The organism is Pseudobacteroides cellulosolvens ATCC 35603 = DSM 2933, from assembly GCF_001262605.1.
GTDB classification, from domain to species: Bacteria; Bacillota; Clostridia; order Acetivibrionales; family DSM-2933; genus Pseudobacteroides; species Pseudobacteroides cellulosolvens.
Map to the genome: position 1 here is coordinate 5930406 of NZ_LGTC01000001.1, position 18428 is coordinate 5948833.

Consider the following 18428-nt stretch of genomic DNA (forward strand, 5'->3'; position numbering starts at 1 on the left):
ATATAGTATATGTACACTATAAACTATATAACAAGGTGGTACCAACGTGAGAATAGTTATATCAAATAGCAGCGGGGTTCCTATATATGAACAAATCAAGGAACAGATAAAAAATGTCATATTAAGCGGGGATATATCGGAGGGTGAGCTGCTGCCATCCATAAGGCAGCTGGCAAAGGATCTTAAAATAAGTGTTATCACAACAACCCGTGCTTATGGTGATCTGGAGCAGGAAGGTTTTGTAGCAAACGTGCAGGGAAAAGGCTGTTATGTTCTGCCTAAAAACTCAGAAATGGTTCGCGAGCAGCTTTTGAGGGATATTGAGGGCAGTTTTACTACAGCTATAAACTCAGCGAAAATAGCGAAAATAAGCAAGAATGAACTTCAGGGTATTTTCGAAGCAATGCTTAAGGAGGAGAATTATGAGTAATGTATTGGAAATTAGCAATTTAAATAAGTGCTTTGGGGATTTTTCCTTAAAGAATGTTAATTTCTCGTTACCTGAGGGCTATATTATGGGGTTTATTGGGCCCAATGGTGCAGGAAAAACTACAACCATAAAGCTTATACTTAATATGATAAAAAGACAATCCGGTGATATCAAGGTATTCGGCCTTGATAGTATAACTCATGAAGATAATATAAAGGAACAGGTTGGGGTGGTATTTGATCAACCCTATTTTGTGGATGAATGGAATCTTAATGATGTTGAGAAAGCTGTAAAGTTCTTTTATAAGAAATGGTCCAGCAATAAATTTGTTGGTTATCTGAAGGAGTTTAACCTGGAGAGAAAAAAGAAGGTTAAGGATTTGTCAAGGGGAATGAAGATGAAGCTTATGATTGCAGTGGCTTTATCACATGATGCCAGGTTTTTAATACTTGATGAGCCTACGAGCGGACTTGACCCGGTGGCTAGGGATGAACTCATGGACATATTAAGCGAGTTTGTAATTAACGATACGAGAAGTGTTTTATTTTCGACCCATATAACTTCCGATCTTGATAAAGTGGCCGACTACATTACATTTATAAATAACGGAGAGATTGTCTTTACAGGGACAAAGGATTTGCTTTTGGAAAGCTATTGTATTGTTAAAGGCGGAAAAGGCGATATTAATCCGGAGCAAAAGAAAATGATAATGGGTTTAAGGGAGCATGGGGCAGGGTTTGAAGGCCTTATAGGAGCTGATAAATCGGGCATGATGGGTAATAAAGTCCTGATTGAAACATGTACAATGGACGATATTATAGTCTTTATGAATAAGGGGAGGGCATTGGTATGATGAAAGCAGTTAATGTGGTAAGGATTGATATTCTAACTGTTAAGCCATATATGAAACTATTTTTACTTCTTATTGCAGTAGGTCTTTTATTTGGGATGGGTAATAAAGAGCCTTATGTGATACCACCAATGTTTATGATCTGGGCTTCATTTTTTGTGGCATATCCGTTTTCAATAGGGGAAAAGAATTCTCTTGATAGGCTTTACGGGACCTTTGCTCTTAAAAGAAAGGATATTGTAGCAGGAAGATATATATTTTCATTATTTTCGGCAATATTATCAATGATATTTGCCATATTATCAGTATATGTATCATCTGTATTTATAAAAAAGGATATAGAGATTGAGGCCTTATTGTTTGTAGTATGTTTTGGTTTTTTAATGTTTGCTGCAGTTATTTCTTTTCAAATTCCCATGTATTTTAAAGTTGGGTACACTAAAGCAAGGGTATTGACATACCTGCCTTTAATGCTTATCGGGTTTGCAGCACCTATGATTAGCCTTATTCCTTCAGATAGTACAGTTGGCAGATTATTTAGTGATATAGGTAAGATTCTTGAGGAGAAAACGTATATGGCTTATGCTATATTCTTAGGTGCATCCATCATTGTGCTTTATATATCATATCTTATATCCAGCAGAATTTATGAGAAAAAGGATATTTGATTTACCCTCTAATCCTTAGTAATGACTAAGAATTAACTTACGCTATAAATTTAGCTCATGTGTTGACTTAACTTGTCAACACCCGCTCAAAAGCGTAAGTAATATTTTAGTCATTCCTTAATTGGAAACTCTATTACAAAACTAGTACCTTTTCCGGGCTCGCTTTTACAGACAATAGTACCTTCAAGCATCTGATACACTATGTTATAAACTAAATGAAGGCCTAAGCCGGTACCGCCATTACCCCTTTTAGTGGTAAAGAAAGGATCGAATATTTTGGACACAACATCTTGCTCCATACCTTTTCCATCATCGGAAAATTCCAGAATAAGTTTGTTGTCGGCAGAATTGTAAGCCTTTATAACGATTGTACCCGTATCATCTATTTCATATGCATGCATAAGTGAATTCATAATAAGATTGGTGATTATCTGGGATACTGAGCCTGCATACACTTTGATCTGTATGTTGTCATCACAATTTATATGAATATTGATTTTTCTCTTTTTTAAAGATGGCGTAAGACTTAAGACAATTTCTTCAAGATACTTTTTCACATTCAGCTCTCTTTTATCCTCATGAGTTTGGTCAACTGCAACCTGTTTAAAGCTTTTTATCAGTTCTGAGGCTCTATGTAAATTTCTTAATAAAATTTCCATTGCTTCAGTCAGGGTAGTTGACAATTCATTAAGATCGCTTCTTTTTAAAGTTTTACTTTCCAATAGAGAGGTAAAGTCCTGAGTTTTTGACATTATATGAGAAGCTGCTGTCACACTTATACCTATAGGAGTATTGATCTCGTGTGCAATGCCCGCTACAAGGCTTCCTAGAGAGGCCATTTTTTCTGATTGCACAAGCTGTGCTTGCGTATTTTGAAGGGTGGTTAGGGTTTCGATAAGTTCAAGCTGACTATTTTTAATTGATTTTATATTTTCTTTTTCCTTATCCTGTATTTTATTAAAAGCAATTACAAGATCTCTAATTTCGTCATTGGATGTTATCTCAAGCCTTTTGTCCAAATGTGTTTCTCCTTCTGCAATATCAGAAAGCCCTTTGGCAACGGTTTTTACCGCAATTGATACATTGAGGGAAATACCCATTGATATGATAAATGCTATAAATACACATATGCCCCATATAATTATGGAAATGTATATTGCCTTATAGGTGTCCCTGTAAAGCAGCGAGTTGTCAATTATGTTAATAAGCTTCCAATTTTCATTTATGCTTATATCTATTGCACTTATATAGGAATCGGTATTATTAACAGTAGTTCGAAAGCTTGTTAACCCTTTTGAAATTTTTATTCTGTCAATTATTGGTTTGCTTTTAATGAATGCTGCAATATTCTGTCCAATTATATTTTCTTCCATGTGGGATACTATATTTCCGTTTTCATCAATGATAAAGGAAGTATTATTTATGCTTTCATCATAAATGCCATCTGGTGAGCATAAATCACTAAGTTTATATGTTTTAAGCTCCATTATCAGAACTATATTTCTTGTACTGTCAATTTTATTAAAGTTTCTGCATATAATAATGCTATTCATTTTTTTATTAAAGTGCACAAGCCATTCTGCAGGAGAAACCCAAACAGGAGAACCATTGGCCGACACTATTTTTTTGAGTAAATTATTTTCTTTGCCTGCTTCGTCAAAAAAACTATTGGGAGAAATACCTTTTGGAAAAACTCCAAAGCTATAACCTCCGGATGCATATATTCCAAGTGCACTTATATCTGTTGACTTTGTGGATAAAAAGTCAGAGATGCTTGTATTGATATAATCCAGGTTTTGCTGTTTCTCTTTGTTGCTGTCCTTTAGATTTATTGATTTCCATATTGCAGACTGTATCTTTGGGTCAACTATAAAATGAGACATCATATCATCATAGTATTTGGTTACAAAGTTTATGTTTTCTGCAATCTGAGTAACAATTTGGTCTGAGTGGCTAATTGCTTGTTTTTGTATAGTTGATCTTGTTATAATAAACGAAGTTAAGCTGGCAATCATTAAAGGTATAATGGACATAATTATAAAAGAAACCATTATTCTAGATCTTAAACTGAACCTGTTTAAAAAGCTGAAGCTTCTTATAAGAAGTTCAGCAAAACGGTTTTTAAGAGCAGACCATTTTGATAAATTTTCTTGTTCCGTAGTATTTTCAAACATTTAGGGTAACCGGTGCCGTTATATTTTTCATGATGCTGAAGAGCAATAATGGCTGCAGCCTTAAGAGTCATTCTTGAGGAAGTCTTTAAAAGATCATAACCTAATTGTGAATGAGCCTTCATAATTTCAAACTCTTCCGATGTAAGCTTGCAGGGCTTATTTAATATTTCATCCGGAATAGCGATTTTGCCTATATCATGCATCGGGGCAGCCTGTGCAATTATATCGGCTTCTTCAACTGAAAGCCCATAACCTAAGGCAATTATTCTGGAAAACTCTGCAACCCTTAAAACATGCTTACCCAATTCTTGAGATCTTGCCTCAGCTATTCCACCTAATGTATATAAGATTTCCTTTTGAGTACTTTCTATCTCATGGGATAGTTCTAAGTTGTTCAGATTAACAATGGCATTGGAATAAAAAATTGATAAAAGGTTTTTTTCCATATAAGAAAAATCATGGTTGCTTTTTATATAAACCAGAACTAAAGGATTTAGTTCGGATTTAATGCAAAGCAGTACATTTTTATCGGAAAAATAACATCCACTGTTGGATGTGAAGTCTAAAATTGAAAGATAATCACCTGCAGATACGGAATCCTTAAGCTGTAGGCCTACATTTAATGAGAAATCTCCTTTAGCCGAAACAATTGGAAAACCACTGTCATCCTTTACACAAACAAGTCCGGATATTACCTCAGATACATTGTTCCTTCCTGCTGAAACGATTGAAATAAGACCCTTCAACAATATGTCATAGAATCCGTCTTTTGTATGGCGACTGAATATATCAGTAGTAGAAACGATTATCTCTTCAAGGCCCTTTTTGCTATGCTCTAGCTCGGTTATATGCTGGTATGTCCTGAGTGCTGTTATCAAAGAAGTGAATAATTTCTTGGATGTGAGTTCTGTTTTTTCTTTATAATCGTTAATATCATAATTTTCAATGGTATGCTCCTCTGGTGCCTGGCCGGGCTGTCCTGTACGCAGAATGATTCTTACAGATCTGTTTTTGAGCTCATCTCTTATAAATTTTACTATGGTTAATCCTGAATCTTCTTTATCCATTATGACATCAAGAAATATAACCGCTGTATCAGGGTGTTGGCAAATTTGTTCCTTGACTTGTGCCTCTGAATAAGCACTAAGAATCTCAAGGCCTCTTTCCTGGAATTTAAAATTCTTTAAGACAAGTTTTGTAACCCTGTGGACTTCGATGTCATCGTCAGCAACAATTATTTTCCAGGGGGTGGTATAATTAGAGTTATCTTCAACTACATCTTCGAGAATTTCTAAATCATCATACTCCATTTGTGAAATATTATTCATCAAAGTCACCTCATGTTTTTTCGATCCATGGATTAACATTACTTCTCTTTTGTATTGAAATTCACGTATGTCAATTGATACAAATACTACAATTTCTCATGACAACACCAAGGTTGAAAAATCACAGCTTAACTTTTACCATAGGAGAATTCTAAAAAATCAATTTGTATTACAGAAAGGCGAGAAATACATAATAATTTGAAATTTGTATAAAAATCTATTGATCCTTACATTTGTCTATCGTAAATCCCGTTAAATCGTTCGTTATTTACTCTGCAAATGTAAAATTTATAATGATTTTTATTTGGATTATTTTAAAAGAGTCAAATATGAGCCTATATGAATATTATATCAAACATCCACACCTGGTTGTCAAGTAAAAGAAATTTTTATTGATGTAATGGCATATTTTATTGGATAAAAATATGCTCATTACTTACTAAGCAAATGCCGATTATTATTTTGTGTACTCTTTTTATATCTATGAAATTACGGAATATTCTATATAAAGATGATAATAAAATTGTTTGTTGAAAATTACCAACAGTACCCATTATAGGAGTGGATTCGATGGAAGATGTAATATATATGGACAGGTATATAAAAATTACAAAGAAAAATGAAGAGTTTTTCATTGAATCATTTGAAAAAGGAATGACAATGGATGCATTTAACGGTATAATAGCCAAACATCCTCAAATTCAGATCACAAGCTTTATGGCCATTAAAAGTGCTGTTCTGTATTCTCCGGTGAAGAAAATCAAGTTTGCCGACGTAAAGGAACGGGTAACTGTAGAAGTATCAGATGATGGTCTTAAAGCATATATAACATTGTTTGTTTCAGATGATGAGTTAAATACAGGCAGGAATGTTGAGCTTTTAAAAGAAATTTTAAAAAAGCTCAGTGAAAAGGGAGTTGTTTTTGGGGTAAAGCAGGAAGCTTTACTTGGAGAATTGAAAAACCAGACTAAAATTCTTATTGCTGAAGGCATTGAGCCAATAAATGGTGAAGATTCGGTAATAAAAATGTATGAAATAGTTGAACCCAAGCCCAGTATAATGGACGATGGCAAGGTTAATTATTATGAATTAAGTCTAATCAACCATGTAAAGGAAGGAGAATGGCTCGGAGAACGAATTGATCCTACTGCAGGGACACATGGGAAATCCGTTAGGGGAACACTTATAATGGCTATGCCCGGAAAAAAATATCCGCTTCTTTATGATAAAATTTCCGTAAGGGAATGCTATGAGGAGGGAATAACCAAACTATATGCTTTAAGAAGTGGTGCTGTTAATTATATAGGTGATAGAATAAGCGTTTCAAATCATCTTGAGATTCCTGACAATGTGGATTTCAAAACCGGGAATATTGATTTCGACGGTTATATTACAGTAAAAGGCTCAGTTGAAGATAATTTCTCAATAACAGCTGATCATGATATTGAGATTTTAGGTATCTATGGTGTGGGAAGCATAAAGGAAATTATCAGCCGCGGCGGCAACATATATATTAAGGGCGGGGTAGCAGGTAAGAATAAGGCTGTTATTAAGTCCAAAAAAGATATTTATACCAAGTTTGTATCCGATGCAGTAATAATTTGCGAAGGGCGTGTACATATAGGATTTTACTGTATCAACAGTACCATAATTGCAAAAGAGGTAATAGTGGATTCCCCTAAAGGTCAAATAATAGGTGGAAATATACAGGCAGAATATAAGGTTGTTGCTACCGTAATAGGTTCTCCCAGCGAAGCCAAGACTCAAATCAGTGTAAAGGGATTTAACAGAACAGATCTTAAGGAAACCTATGAAAAAATAGATATAGTTATAAGAAAATTAAAAGATGAATTATTAAAAGCCAAACAGGAAATGTCATTGTATTCCACAGATCTTACCAGTGCACAGATGTTAGCCCTTGAAAGGGTTAAGGAACGATTTTGTGATATAAAGAACAAGTTGAAGTACAGCGAAGATGGAAAGAAGGCTATTTCTAACTATCTAAGGACAAAGGGAGAAGGGGAAGTAACTGTCCTAAAAAAGGCATATCCCAATACAATAATTGATATAAGAAAGAATGTAAGAGAGATTAAAACGACAATTCTCAATACTACCTTTTACTACCAAAACGAAGAAATTAATGAGATATGATAAGGAACGATTAAATATGGAATATGATCAGATTTTAAGCAGAATTGAGCAGGAAAACAAGGAAAGATTTCTTTCAACTAAAATATTCAGGTATTCAGGAATAATAAAGGCCATTGATTTCTTTTCTCAGAGGTTGACTTTTGAGCAGATAGTTGATGGAGCTTTTGAATTTACAAATGAGCTATTGACTATAGAGCGGTCTGCAATATTTTCTTTGCAGGGTAAAGACTTTGTTCTTAAAAACATAAAAGGCGAGGATAGTGTTATTACTCGGATAGAAAACACAAAAGAGCTATCAGACTTGCCCAAATTTTACGGATACCTTCTTTATGAACACGATGTTCTAAGGAAGTACTTTGACGAAGTTATTATTAAGTCCTATAATGTTGCAATGGTTATTCCTCTTATAATAGATGATTATCTATTTGGATTTATATTAATATCAAACAAGGCTATGGGACAGCTTGAAAGTGAAGATTATATCATAGCCGAAGCATTGATGAAGCTCTATAACAATGCACTTGAGAACTACAAAAGGTTTGAAGATCTTCAGGAGATGAACAGGGAACTGGATGAAAAAGTATTTAACCTTTTTGCAATCAATCAATCTTCAAAAGCACTATTGAGTGAACTGAATTTAAATGCACTTTACAATCTCGCAATCGATGTTTTTTCAGAGCTTACACTAAGTTCAATTACTGGATTTGTTTTATATGATGAGGCTAGTGAGGATTTCAAGCTTAAGGCATTTAAGGATATATGTTTTAAGGATGCGGAACTGATGCTGGGTTTAAATGCAAATGAGAAAACCTTAGTTGATGCATCCAAGGTGATTTTAAACATGGAAGAAAAGGAATCTGCCGACTATTTTAACAGTTTATTTAAAGAAGGTATCGATGCAATAAAATTTTTAAGGAGTAAATTTATCATACTTCTTCTAAAATCCGGGAAAGTCCTTGGTTTTGTATCTTTAGGGCCTACTACAACAGGTGCTGAATATAATAAAGGCGTTTTTGAACTGACTGAAAGCCTTGCATCAGCTGCATATATCGCATTATCAAATGCACAGCTTTTCAAAAAGGTTAATGACCAGAAAAAACTTTTGGAGAATAAATTGTCAGATCTTATTTCACTGAACAAACTTATGAAAAATGTTAACAGCTCAAATGATATGGACACGCTTATGGACTTGACGCTAAAAACACTTAATGTATCCTTTGATGTTGAAAAAGCAATAGCTGCATTATATGATGAAGAGAAAAAATGCTTCAAGATTAAAGGCTGTCTTAACATAAAAACAAGAAAAAAAGAAATTAAAATCAATAAAGACTGGAAAAAAATAATGGAAGGAGATATTGTATTTGAGGCCAGAGAAATGGCTGCACATAAATATCTAAGCAAATCCCTTGCAGATGATATAGGAAAGTGCTCGGGAATCCTTATAATTCCAATTTTTCTAGATAAGTTGGAACTGGAGATGTTGGGAGTCATAATTGTTTTAAAATACAAAGATTCGCTCATCTGTGATGATGAATATATGTTGACATTAGAAACCATAGCAGGGCACATGGCACCCGTTATATCATGTATGAAGGCGGTCCAAAGGAATAAAAAGATAACTCGCCCTGATTATAATTATTTGCTTAGTAAGGAACTGGAGAAAGAGATGGTTGAAGCAAAGAATCTTTTTATAGATCTTAATGTAGTATATATTGAGGATAAAAATTTCAAATCCCTATTTGAAAACAATCCATTTATTGATAAAATAAAGGAAAAATTTAATAAGGTTTTTCCCGTTTCCAATAACCATATATTTGTAATTACAAATGAGCCGTATGAAGATGTTAATAAAAAGATTACAAGCCTTAAGGAAACAAATAAATTTAATTCACGAATTTTAGTGTTCGGAAAGGATTTTGAAAGCTATAATCAGTTTACAGGGTGTTTTGAATGAATAAACTTAAGTTTCTGCATTGCTCCGACATACACTTAGACATGCCTTTTACTTCATTAGGAGGAGATACAAAGAGGTCATCTGCCAGACGTCAGGACTTGAAGGATGTTTTATCCTTTATTGTGGATACTGCAAAAATAGAGAAGGTTCATATGATTCTTATAAGCGGGGATTTATATGAGCATGCATATATTAGACGCTCTACAATTAACCATGTAAATGAGCTTTTTAAAAGCATACCTCAAATAAAGGTGGTTATGATGCCGGGCAACCACGACCCTTATGCATCAAATTCATTATATCAAAATTACTCTTGGGCAGATAATGTCTTTATATTGAGCCCCGAAAAGAGTTTTTTTTGTTTTGAAGATATTAATGCCTGTGTATTCGGTATGGGATTTGAGAACAGCAACAGGGTGGAACCGGCTATGCCGGATATAACTTTAAACAACGACTATTATAATATACTTATGCTGCATGGAACTGTAGATATGAATTTTGGCAAGACTGTTTTAAATCCTGTATCAAGCCACAATTTGGCTGATTGGGGCATGGATTATGCAGCACTCGGCCATTTTCACAAGAGGGCTGAAGATATTGGCGGCTATGGGTGTATATTTAATCCTGGAAGCCCGGAACCTTTGGGATTTGATGAAGAAGATGAACATGGTGTATTTTTATGCACTTTATACAGAGAGTCAGCCGATTTAAGAAAAAAGCTGGAATATGAATTTATAAGGACTTCTAAAAAGCAGTATTACAATATGGAACTAGATGTTACAGGCTTAAATACATATGAAAAGTTAGTTGAAAAATTAAAAGATCTTTTAAAAAATGTTTCTTCAAATGGTTTGGTGTCTATCAAACTAAAAGGTTTTTCGGAATATGAGTTAGGCTTAAGTCTCAAGCAGATAGAGGAAGATTTTAACGAGAAGGTTTTCTTTATTAAACTCATAGATGATACAAGGCCTCCATATAGTATTGACGAAATTTCCAATGAGCCGGGACTTCGAGGGTTATTTGTCAGAAAAATGCTTAGAAAGATAGATGATGAAAAGGATGAAAGAAATAAAGAAAAGCTTAAAAGATCTTTAGACTTTGGACTTAAAGCCTTGGAGAAAGGTAAGATTGATCTATGAAAATAAAAAGGCTGGAATTAACTGCATTTGGTAAATTTAATAATCACGTAGTGGATTTAGATGATGGCATAAATTTAATATATGGTGAAAATGAAGCTGGAAAAACTACACTGCAAAACTTCATAAAATATATGCTTTATGGAATAAAAGGTTCAAAACAGATAAAAGGCGGGGGTGCTGACAACCCTAAAAAGTACAAGCCATGGAAAGAGGCCGGTTTTTCAGGATCTATGGAATATATCCTGGATAATGGACAGCAAATTAGGGTAAATAGGAATTTTGAAGATAATTCAGCAAGGGTCTTTGACTCTTTTTTTAATGATATAACAAATACATTTGAGATAGGTAAAAACAAAAATCTTTTGTTTGCACAAAATCATTTAGGGCTTAATGAGGTTTGTTTTGAAAAGACTGTTTTTGTAAGGCAGACAGGTGCATTGATTGATGATGCAGGTCTTAGCGAACTTAAAAATATTCTTATTAATCTTGCCCAAACAGGTTTTGAGGATGTATCCCTTATTAAGGGAGAAAAAGCCTTAAAGGAGGCTATAAGAAAATACTCAGGAAATGTAAAAGGTTCATCAACTTCTCTTGAACGGATCAATGCCAGATTACAGGAACTAAAGTCTGCAAAGGCTGAAATGCAAAGGGAAAGAAACCAGCTGATACTTTTAGAGCAGGAGCTTAAAGAAAAGTTTGCTCATTTGGAGAGGCTCAATAGCTTCAAAGATAGCATAAATAAATCAAGAGCTTATTTGAAGCTTAGAAAGGATTTGGAAGATGCAAGGTTTAGGGAAAGCAGCCTTAGAGAGATTTTGGATAGAATGAAAGTGCTTCATGATGAGCAGGTTTCATTACTGGAAAATACCAGGGAGAGTGATACAAATAATAATTGCGATTTGAGGCTTATGGAACTTTCGGATGGTGAGCTGGCACAGTTAGTCAGTGAATTCAAAGATTATCTGGATTGTTATGAAGAGTTGGCGGCAAGTAAAGAAAGGTTATGTAAGAAGAAAGACAATATGGAGGAATTAGAAGGTTCTTTAGAAAATATATCGGCCTTTAAATATTTAGGCAGCGATGTAGACCAAGAAATGCTGGAATTGAATATTAAAGTTGACAATATAAAAAAACAAATTAATAATATAAGAGGAGAGGTATTTTCGGATAGTTATGCCAGGGAAAAGTTTTATACCACCAATAAGAAAAAGGGACTGGGTATTTATAATGCAGCAATTATAGTCAGTTGTGTACTTGTGGCTTTGTCTATAGTATGTTTTTTTATAAATCCATTATTTCTTGCAGGTGTACCTGTATTTGCCATAATTGCCATATTGATTTTCATACTGAAATCAAGCTATGATAAGGCAGATTTATTGGTGTCGGAAGACAACAGGCATGGTAGTTTCCATGATGATTCTAATAACGAGAAACATTATGAAAAAGATGACTTGGAATCAGAGCTTAATAAACTTGAGGAAAGAATAGAGGATATTCTTCTCACAGTAAAAGCAGCTTCAGTAGAGGAGTTTTTCAGGCTCCATGCTCTATACAAAAGCAATGTAAGCTATTTTAGCGACTTGAATAATGATCTTTCCATGCTTGAAGAAAAGCTTACCTCTTTAGAAAAGCAGAAAGCGGTATCATTAAGTAACATACAGGAGAAGCTTTTTGCAGCAGGCATTGATATGGAGCAGGAGTCCATAAATAAAGAGTATTTTGATATTGTTAAAAATACATATAACAAAAAGGCTTCACAATATAACGGCAGCAGCAGGTATATGGCATCAAGAAAAGAAGATGTAAAGTCTGAATATAAAAAATGCATTGAAAAGGCGGTACAGATATCGGGTGTTAATATATTGGATACGATTGAAGATGTGAACAATGAACTTTATAAGGCATCCCAAAATATAACAACCATTGAAAATGACTGTGATATTCTTCTTCAAAATATCAGGATGACTTTATTGGAAGGACAGCTAGGTCATTTATTATCACAGCAATCATCCCTTTTAGAGCTTGAGGAGACACTTGAAAAAGAAGATAGGAATAATGCTGAAGATATCCAGAATATTCTTTTAGAAACAAAAGAACTTGAAACTATTTTAAAGAATTCCTTAAAAGATGAGGAACTTCAGAAAATAGTCGAAGAGTTAAATGATTTAGAGGCAAGTAAAGAGGAATTGGAGGATACAATATTTTCTCTTAAAACTGCTCTTGAAACCCTTAATGAAGCCAGCATGGAAATTCACAGGGATTTTGTACCTGCATTGAATGAAAAGACCGGGCATATACTAAATAAAATGACCGGTAATAAATATGACAGGCTTAAGCTTGATGACAATCTTGTATTGAGGCTTGTGGAACCGGAAACAGGTGCGGTGGTGCCGGCGGACATGCTTAGCTGCGGCACGGTGGAGCAGGTTTATCTTGCATTAAGAATTGCAGCTTCGGAACTTTTGATGTTAAAAGGAGAGACTCTTCCCCTTATGCTAGATGAGATATTTTCTTTTTATGATCATAAGAGGACTATCGATACATTGAAAGTACTTAAGGACTTATCAATAAAAAGGCAAATAATTCTTTTTACCTGTAAGGAATGGGAAATGGATACAATTTGCCAAATGTACCAAAATGATGTAAATGTTATAAAGTTATAGTTGAGTGGGGTAACAATGGGTAAGAAAGTAATACTGACGATATTAATGACGCTAATAATTTTTGGCGGGTGCAGCAATAAAGAAAAGGAGGAAAATGCCGGAGCAAGTTTTTCCGGAGCCTTCACAACATCAGCATCATGGAATAACATAGGTGTTATAACCGATACTGTCGTAGATTTATTCAAGGAATCCACTGTTCAGGCTGACAAGGTTACACAGGTTTTATACAACCAGCCAGTCAATATAATTGAGACTAAGGAATCATGGTCTAAGGTAGAGACTGGAGATGGATTAAAGGGTTGGGTAAAAACCAGATATATAACCAAGGACACGTCGTCGTTGGACCAGGATAATTCTGAATCTAGAATAATAGTTACCGTAAAGAAGTCAAGTGTCCTGTCTCAAATCGCAAATGGTTCACTTATAGAGGATGTGGTGATGGGGACCGAGTTTTCGGTAATCAAAAGCGTTCAGGATTGGTATGAAGTTGCACTGCCCAATGAAAAGACAGGCTGGATAAGCGAAAATGGTACCATACATATTGAGGCAGGGAAGAAGGTTGCTAAGACTTCTGCCGAGTCATTCGTAGCTACTGCATTAAAATTCAAGGGAACAGTATTTCTTCAAGGTGGTATTAGTGCTTGGGGAATTGATAGTTCAGGTCTCACGTATATTTGCAGCAGAATAAATGGAGTTAAGCTTCCGAGAAGTATACAAATGCAGTACAAGATGGGGAAGGCCATTGACATCACAAAGGAGAAACCAGCGGCAGGAGATCTTGTTTTTTTCAGCTTGGATGAACAGCGAAAAGATCTAGCTACTGTAGGCATTTTTGTTAATACCAGTGAGTTTCTGATTGCCAGCAAACTAGGTTATTCTGTAACAATAAGCTCGCGTGAGGAAGAGTATTTTAAACAACGGATTGTCGGTGTAAGACGAATTTTTTAATATCTGGCAAACTATGGTGCAAGCTTTATTGTTAATGACTGAAAGTTATTTATTACTGATATTAAAAGTGTTAATAATTTTACATTTGACGGAGCAAATAACGAACGCTTCAACGGGGTTTGCGACAGACAAATGTAATAGATTTATCACTTTTAATATGATATAAAAGAAGGATTTTAATGACCTTTTATAGAATATTTATATATACAGATAAACTTATTTTCGTTCATGCCTTATTTCATATGAAATGTCAACATATTGAGGTGATAAGATGGAATTAAAGACTGACAAGATTGTTTTAGTTAGTCACTATTCAGCAGTCAAGCCCTTTAGATGTGATATAATAGATGCAAGTGATTCTTCAATTACTCTTCGTTTGACAAAACAGTTCTCAATTCTGAATTTTCTTGAAGGCGATCCAGCAGTTATTATGATAAAAGAACAAAATAATATAATAAATATAGGGTGTAATGTTACATCCATAGAGCCAAAAGCCAACGTAATAAAACTACGCATTGATACCATAGAACCAGGCTCCGAATTGAGACTTCATGAGAGGAAGCCGGTTTCCTTATATGCTGATGTAAGAAAAAAGGGTAAAGACAAGAAATATATTGCAATTATAAAGGATATAAGTGCATTTGGCCTTAAAATATATTCCAAGGAAACATTTTATCTTAATGATGTTCTCCAGTTTGATTTATATATGCAGCATAAGATTATATTTTTAAAAGCTGTTATTCTAAGAAAAATTCCCCACAAGGATTTTTTTGAGTATGGTATGAGAATAGAATATGAGAGCTATGAAACATTGAATTTTATTCAAACGTATATCAAAAATCTGTCTGAGGATTATTCATAATACTTTCTTTTAAATGTTTAATATTTACTTGTGGATACTTCATAATGTATCATATATAATAAAAGTGGTTTTACTGCATAATAATTATACACTTATTTGCAGCAAAATCGCTTTTTACTGTAGATGGTACTAACAAATAATAAACTGATCAATGGGGCATTCCTAAGTAAATATTTTTGAAAGAGGCAGATATGAATGAATAATGTGGAACAACTAAGTATACAGGAACTTTGGGACTATGTGACAGTAGTATATGAAAAAGAAAAACCGGGCTTTAAATCATATTTAAATCCGAGGGTTGATATTGAAGAAGTCAATGGAATTGAAGAAAAAATGGGATTTGAATTGCCTGGCCAATTAAAGGAACTATACCATTGCAACAATGGTGAGAAGGAAAATCTTGAGGGCAGTATACTTGGATTAAGGTTCCTTTCAGTAGGCGAAATGTTTATGAATTGGTGTGACTGGCTGTATGTATTAAAAGATAAGGAACTGATGAAGGAATGTGGGAAAGATGCGGAATCTATTCCTATGAGTGCTGTTAAGAAGGTATATGCAAATAGAAAATGGATTCCATTTGCCCATGACCAGAATGGCAACTATATAGGGATTGACCTGGATCCTGATGAAAATGGAACTGTTGGACAGGTCATAAATTATGGCAGCGATGAGAACAAGAAATATGTTATAGCAAAAAGCCTAAGGGAGTTTCTGGTTTTGATGGTGAGAATCCTTGAAAACAATAAACCTACCATAAAGACAAGGTATAAGAGAATAATAGTAAAACTGGGTGATGATCAACCCATACAAATGATAATTTCCAAAATAAATGAAGTGTAATCGTTGCTTTCATGATACAAAAATAATAAAAACTTCCGCTATAATTGCCTTACATTCCTATATGGAGGCAATAAGCGGAAGTTATATTTATGTTCAGGAAATTATGGTACCTTAATCCCTATATTGATTCCGTTACTTGTACTTTTAATTATTTTACCGGAAGTTTCACCATTCATGTCAAATAATGATCTGTATTTATCGAACTGCATCATGGGAAGCCATGGCCAGGTTGAGGTAACTACTTTATTATTTGGTTGTTGGCCAGTCAGGGGCTTCTCAATATTTTTGGTATTGTTTAGTGGAAGCAGCGTTGATAAGAAAGATAATGCAGTTAATAGAAGCAAGGCAATAAAAATTTTTTTCATTACTTATTCACCTCCATGCTTTTTATTGGTATATAACTTAAAAGCTGAAACACAAGGGTACAAGCAATAAGCTTGATGGCTAGCAGTAGGGACGATTGCTCTCCGATAAAAAACATAATTGACTTAAAAATCATGTTTCTGCCAAAGGGGAATAATAATAAAAATATAGTAGCAACAGAGATAGTTACGATGCTCTTAAGGCCATACCTTGAAATAATTACAAATAGCATGTATGAAAACGCTGTAAATGCTACAATGTACAACAAAGAAATTAGGAATCCAATAGCGTATACTTCAAAGGTAACTTTATTTATATAAACAAAATTTTTGTAAACCGACTTGAGTATCATGGAGGTCAGAAGTTCTAATAAATATGCACTACATGTTACTATCAGTAGTATAAATGTATTTATATAAAAAGATACAAGATTACCAATAGTATATATTTTTCTATTTATAGGAAATATAAATTTAGTTTTAATAGATTTATTGAGTGGAAGTATTATTGAATATATAAACATAACAATGAATGCAACACCAAAACCTACTGTCAGGACTCCACCGTTATTAGAGCTGTTTTGTCCTAATGAAAGCATAATTATTTCAATCATTGTTGACAGCAGTAAGTTTGCCAGGATTATAGAAGCTCCGATTATATAATTCTTCTTTGAAGTTAGGAGCTCACTTAAAATATAGCCCTTCAAAGATCTCATCTCATTATTACTTGAAATCATCAAAACCACCAGCCTTTCTGTTGTTTGTAAGCCATATATAAACATCTTCGATGGAAGCCTTGCTTATATCAACGTTGTTTTCATTAAGGTAATTGAGATCGTCCTTTGTCAAATTGTTTTCAATACCTGCAATAAGGCTTGAACCAAAGGTTTCTGTCTTTAGCACCTTTTTGTTCGCTATAAAGGGGTGTATTATTTCTTTTTTTCCATTCAGAATAAGTCCATATCCTTGGAGGTCTTCGATACTTTTATGAAAAACAATCCTGCCGTCATGAATCAGAACCATTTCCTCCAGTAAATTTTCCAGTTCGCTCATGAGATGGCTGGAAATGATTAATGTCCTCGGGTTCTCCATATAATCTTTTATCAAAATATTGTAAAATTCTTTTCTCACAGCAACATCAAGACCCAAGGTAGGTTCATCCATCAGTGTAAGAGGGGCTCTGCAGGAAAGACCCATTATTATATTAAACTGTGTCTTCATACCACGGGAAAGCTTTCTGTATTTCTTTTTACCATCAAGGTTAAAGTACCTGATTAACTTATCTGCATATACACTATCCCAATTTTGATAGAATGCCTTTCCAAGGGTTAATATGTCATTGAGACTGAGGGATTCATCATATTGTATTTCTTCATCTATGAATGTCACATTTGACAGTACGTCAAGGTTATCAAATGGGTTACCTCCCAAAATATTAATGGAGCCGGATGTAGGCTTTAAATAGCCAGCACAAGTTTTCAGGAATGTTGTCTTACCTGCACCGTTTCTTCCTATTAACCCAATTAATTTATTTTCACCAAGGTTTAAATCTATAGAGTCAAGTGCTGTCTTATCCTTATATACCTTTGTTAATTGATTGCAGACTATAACATTATTCAAGTTATTCCCCTCCTTCAAACCTGTCTATCATGCTTTTTAACTCTTCTCGGGATATTCCCAGCTTTTGTGCTTCATGAATGATTTCCTTAAGAAGAGTGGATAAAAAATTCTGCTTTCTTTTATTTTGAATTATATTCATTGCGTTTTCCGATACATGCATACCCATACCTCTTTTCTTATATAAAATTCCCTCTAAGACTAAAAGATTTATTCCCTTTGCGGCTGTAGCAGGATTAATGTTAAACTGCCTGGCAATCTGATACTGGGAATAAGCCTGATCATCAACAGCCAATAAGCCGTTTAATATATCATCTTCGATACCTTCGGCTATCTGTACATATATTGGCTTAATACTGTTTTGGTCTAGTTTCATTTCACCACCACCTATACTGCATTAGTTATGTAATGTAGTATAACACCAAAGAGGTAGTAAGTCAAT

At 34.2% G+C, this 18428-nt stretch carries 16 protein-coding genes; 10 read left to right on the plus strand and 6 right to left on the minus strand.

Annotated features, from left to right (window positions below; translation table 11 throughout):
- The first annotated feature begins 46 nt into the window (after positions 1 to 46).
- Genes Bccel_RS24555 through Bccel_RS24565 form a run of 3 tightly spaced genes read left to right on the plus strand, consistent with a single transcriptional unit; the run spans position 47 to position 1948 of the window.
- Positions 47 to 430: a GntR family transcriptional regulator gene (locus Bccel_RS24555; RefSeq protein WP_036943394.1), complete on the plus strand. Its 384-nt coding sequence runs from the start codon at positions 47 to 49 to the stop codon at positions 428 to 430.
- Positions 423 to 1283 (plus strand): ABC transporter ATP-binding protein, encoded by an 861-nt coding sequence (locus tag Bccel_RS24560; RefSeq protein ID WP_036943396.1) that lies wholly within the window; start codon positions 423 to 425, stop codon positions 1281 to 1283. The genes Bccel_RS24555 and Bccel_RS24560 overlap by 8 nt, the downstream gene beginning before the upstream one ends.
- On the plus strand, positions 1280 to 1948 hold the full coding sequence (locus Bccel_RS24565) for an ABC-2 transporter permease (RefSeq protein WP_036943398.1): 669 nt from the start codon (positions 1280 to 1282) through the stop codon (positions 1946 to 1948). The genes Bccel_RS24560 and Bccel_RS24565 overlap by 4 nt, the downstream gene beginning before the upstream one ends.
- Positions 1949 to 2058: 110 nt before the next feature.
- Here Bccel_RS24565 and Bccel_RS24570 read toward each other — a convergent pair whose 3' ends face one another.
- Both Bccel_RS24570 and Bccel_RS31785 read right to left on the minus strand, forming a co-directional pair.
- Complete coding sequence (locus Bccel_RS24570; RefSeq protein WP_050753804.1) at positions 2059 to 4122, minus strand: sensor histidine kinase; 2064 nt, start codon at positions 4120 to 4122, stop codon at positions 2059 to 2061.
- A complete protein-coding gene (locus Bccel_RS31785) occupies positions 4044 to 5450 on the minus strand; it encodes a response regulator (RefSeq protein ID WP_050753805.1) in 1407 nt (468 codons plus the stop codon). The genes Bccel_RS24570 and Bccel_RS31785 overlap by 79 nt, the downstream gene beginning before the upstream one ends.
- Before the next feature lie 570 nt (positions 5451 to 6020).
- Between Bccel_RS31785 and Bccel_RS24580 the strand changes: the two genes are divergently transcribed.
- The 7 genes from Bccel_RS24580 to Bccel_RS24610 all read left to right on the plus strand — a co-directional run bounded on the left by Bccel_RS24580 (position 6021) and on the right by Bccel_RS24610 (position 16007).
- Complete coding sequence (locus Bccel_RS24580) at positions 6021 to 7601, plus strand: DUF342 domain-containing protein (RefSeq protein ID WP_036943400.1); 1581 nt, start codon at positions 6021 to 6023, stop codon at positions 7599 to 7601.
- The gene (locus Bccel_RS24585) at positions 7591 to 9555 is read left to right on the plus strand and encodes a GAF domain-containing protein (RefSeq protein ID WP_050753806.1); all 1965 of its coding nucleotides are present in this window, start codon (positions 7591 to 7593) and stop codon (positions 9553 to 9555) included. The genes Bccel_RS24580 and Bccel_RS24585 overlap by 11 nt, the downstream gene beginning before the upstream one ends.
- Positions 9552 to 10694, plus strand: a complete 1143-nt coding sequence (locus Bccel_RS24590; RefSeq protein ID WP_036943403.1) for a metallophosphoesterase family protein — start codon at positions 9552 to 9554, stop codon at positions 10692 to 10694. The genes Bccel_RS24585 and Bccel_RS24590 overlap by 4 nt, the downstream gene beginning before the upstream one ends.
- The gene (locus tag Bccel_RS24595; RefSeq protein WP_036943406.1) at positions 10691 to 13357 is read left to right on the plus strand and encodes an ATP-binding protein; all 2667 of its coding nucleotides are present in this window, start codon (positions 10691 to 10693) and stop codon (positions 13355 to 13357) included. The genes Bccel_RS24590 and Bccel_RS24595 overlap by 4 nt, the downstream gene beginning before the upstream one ends.
- Before the next feature lie 15 nt (positions 13358 to 13372).
- Complete coding sequence (locus Bccel_RS24600; protein WP_050753807.1) at positions 13373 to 14305, plus strand: C40 family peptidase; 933 nt, start codon at positions 13373 to 13375, stop codon at positions 14303 to 14305.
- A 271-nt stretch (positions 14306 to 14576) separates the two neighbouring features.
- Complete coding sequence (locus Bccel_RS24605; protein ID WP_036943409.1) at positions 14577 to 15167, plus strand: PilZ domain-containing protein; 591 nt, start codon at positions 14577 to 14579, stop codon at positions 15165 to 15167.
- A gap of 195 nt (positions 15168 to 15362) precedes the next feature.
- A complete protein-coding gene (locus Bccel_RS24610; protein WP_050753808.1) occupies positions 15363 to 16007 on the plus strand; it encodes an SMI1/KNR4 family protein in 645 nt (214 codons plus the stop codon).
- A 101-nt stretch (positions 16008 to 16108) separates the two neighbouring features.
- Here Bccel_RS24610 and Bccel_RS24615 read toward each other — a convergent pair whose 3' ends face one another.
- Genes Bccel_RS24615 through Bccel_RS24630 form a run of 4 tightly spaced genes read right to left on the minus strand, consistent with a single transcriptional unit; the run spans position 16109 to position 18362 of the window.
- Positions 16109 to 16372, minus strand: a complete 264-nt coding sequence (locus tag Bccel_RS24615; protein ID WP_036943412.1) for a hypothetical protein — start codon at positions 16370 to 16372, stop codon at positions 16109 to 16111.
- Entirely contained in the window at positions 16372 to 17106 is a 735-nt protein-coding gene (locus tag Bccel_RS30465; RefSeq protein ID WP_036943417.1) for a hypothetical protein, read from the minus strand. The genes Bccel_RS24615 and Bccel_RS30465 overlap by 1 nt, the downstream gene beginning before the upstream one ends.
- Entirely contained in the window at positions 17093 to 17989 is an 897-nt protein-coding gene (locus tag Bccel_RS24625; protein ID WP_036943420.1) for an ABC transporter ATP-binding protein, read from the minus strand. Before Bccel_RS24625 ends, Bccel_RS30465 begins: the two co-directional genes overlap by 14 nt.
- Position 17990: 1 nt before the next feature.
- Positions 17991 to 18362 carry a GntR family transcriptional regulator gene (locus Bccel_RS24630; RefSeq protein ID WP_036943422.1) on the minus strand — a complete coding sequence of 124 codons (372 nt, stop codon included), beginning with the start codon at positions 18360 to 18362 and terminating at the stop codon, positions 17991 to 17993.
- Positions 18363 to 18428: the final 66 nt, after the last annotated feature.

Excerpts from the sequence above, each read along its gene's own strand:
- Bccel_RS24560 (WP_036943396.1), top strand. The coding sequence starts at position 423 with ATGAGTAATGTATTGGAAATTAGCAATTTAAATAAGTGCTTTGGGGAT.
- Bccel_RS24565 (WP_036943398.1), top strand. The coding sequence starts at position 1,280 with ATGATGAAAGCAGTTAATGTGGTAAGGATTGATATTCTAACTGTTAAG.
- Bccel_RS24570 (WP_050753804.1), bottom strand. The coding sequence starts at position 4,122 with ATGTTTGAAAATACTACGGAACAAGAAAATTTATCAAAATGGTCTGCT.
- Bccel_RS31785 (WP_050753805.1), bottom strand. The coding sequence starts at position 5,450 with ATGAATAATATTTCACAAATGGAGTATGATGATTTAGAAATTCTCGAA.
- Bccel_RS24580 (WP_036943400.1), top strand. The coding sequence starts at position 6,021 with ATGGAAGATGTAATATATATGGACAGGTATATAAAAATTACAAAGAAA.
- Bccel_RS24585 (WP_050753806.1), top strand. The coding sequence starts at position 7,591 with ATGAGATATGATAAGGAACGATTAAATATGGAATATGATCAGATTTTA.
- Bccel_RS24590 (WP_036943403.1), top strand. The coding sequence starts at position 9,552 with ATGAATAAACTTAAGTTTCTGCATTGCTCCGACATACACTTAGACATG.
- Bccel_RS24595 (WP_036943406.1), top strand. The coding sequence starts at position 10,691 with ATGAAAATAAAAAGGCTGGAATTAACTGCATTTGGTAAATTTAATAAT.
- Bccel_RS24600 (WP_050753807.1), top strand. The coding sequence starts at position 13,373 with ATGGGTAAGAAAGTAATACTGACGATATTAATGACGCTAATAATTTTT.
- Bccel_RS24605 (WP_036943409.1), top strand. The coding sequence starts at position 14,577 with ATGGAATTAAAGACTGACAAGATTGTTTTAGTTAGTCACTATTCAGCA.
- Bccel_RS24610 (WP_050753808.1), top strand. The coding sequence starts at position 15,363 with ATGAATAATGTGGAACAACTAAGTATACAGGAACTTTGGGACTATGTG.
- Bccel_RS24615 (WP_036943412.1), bottom strand. The coding sequence starts at position 16,372 with ATGAAAAAAATTTTTATTGCCTTGCTTCTATTAACTGCATTATCTTTC.
- Bccel_RS30465 (WP_036943417.1), bottom strand. The coding sequence starts at position 17,106 with ATGATTTCAAGTAATAATGAGATGAGATCTTTGAAGGGCTATATTTTA.
- Bccel_RS24630 (WP_036943422.1), bottom strand. The coding sequence starts at position 18,362 with ATGAAACTAGACCAAAACAGTATTAAGCCAATATATGTACAGATAGCC.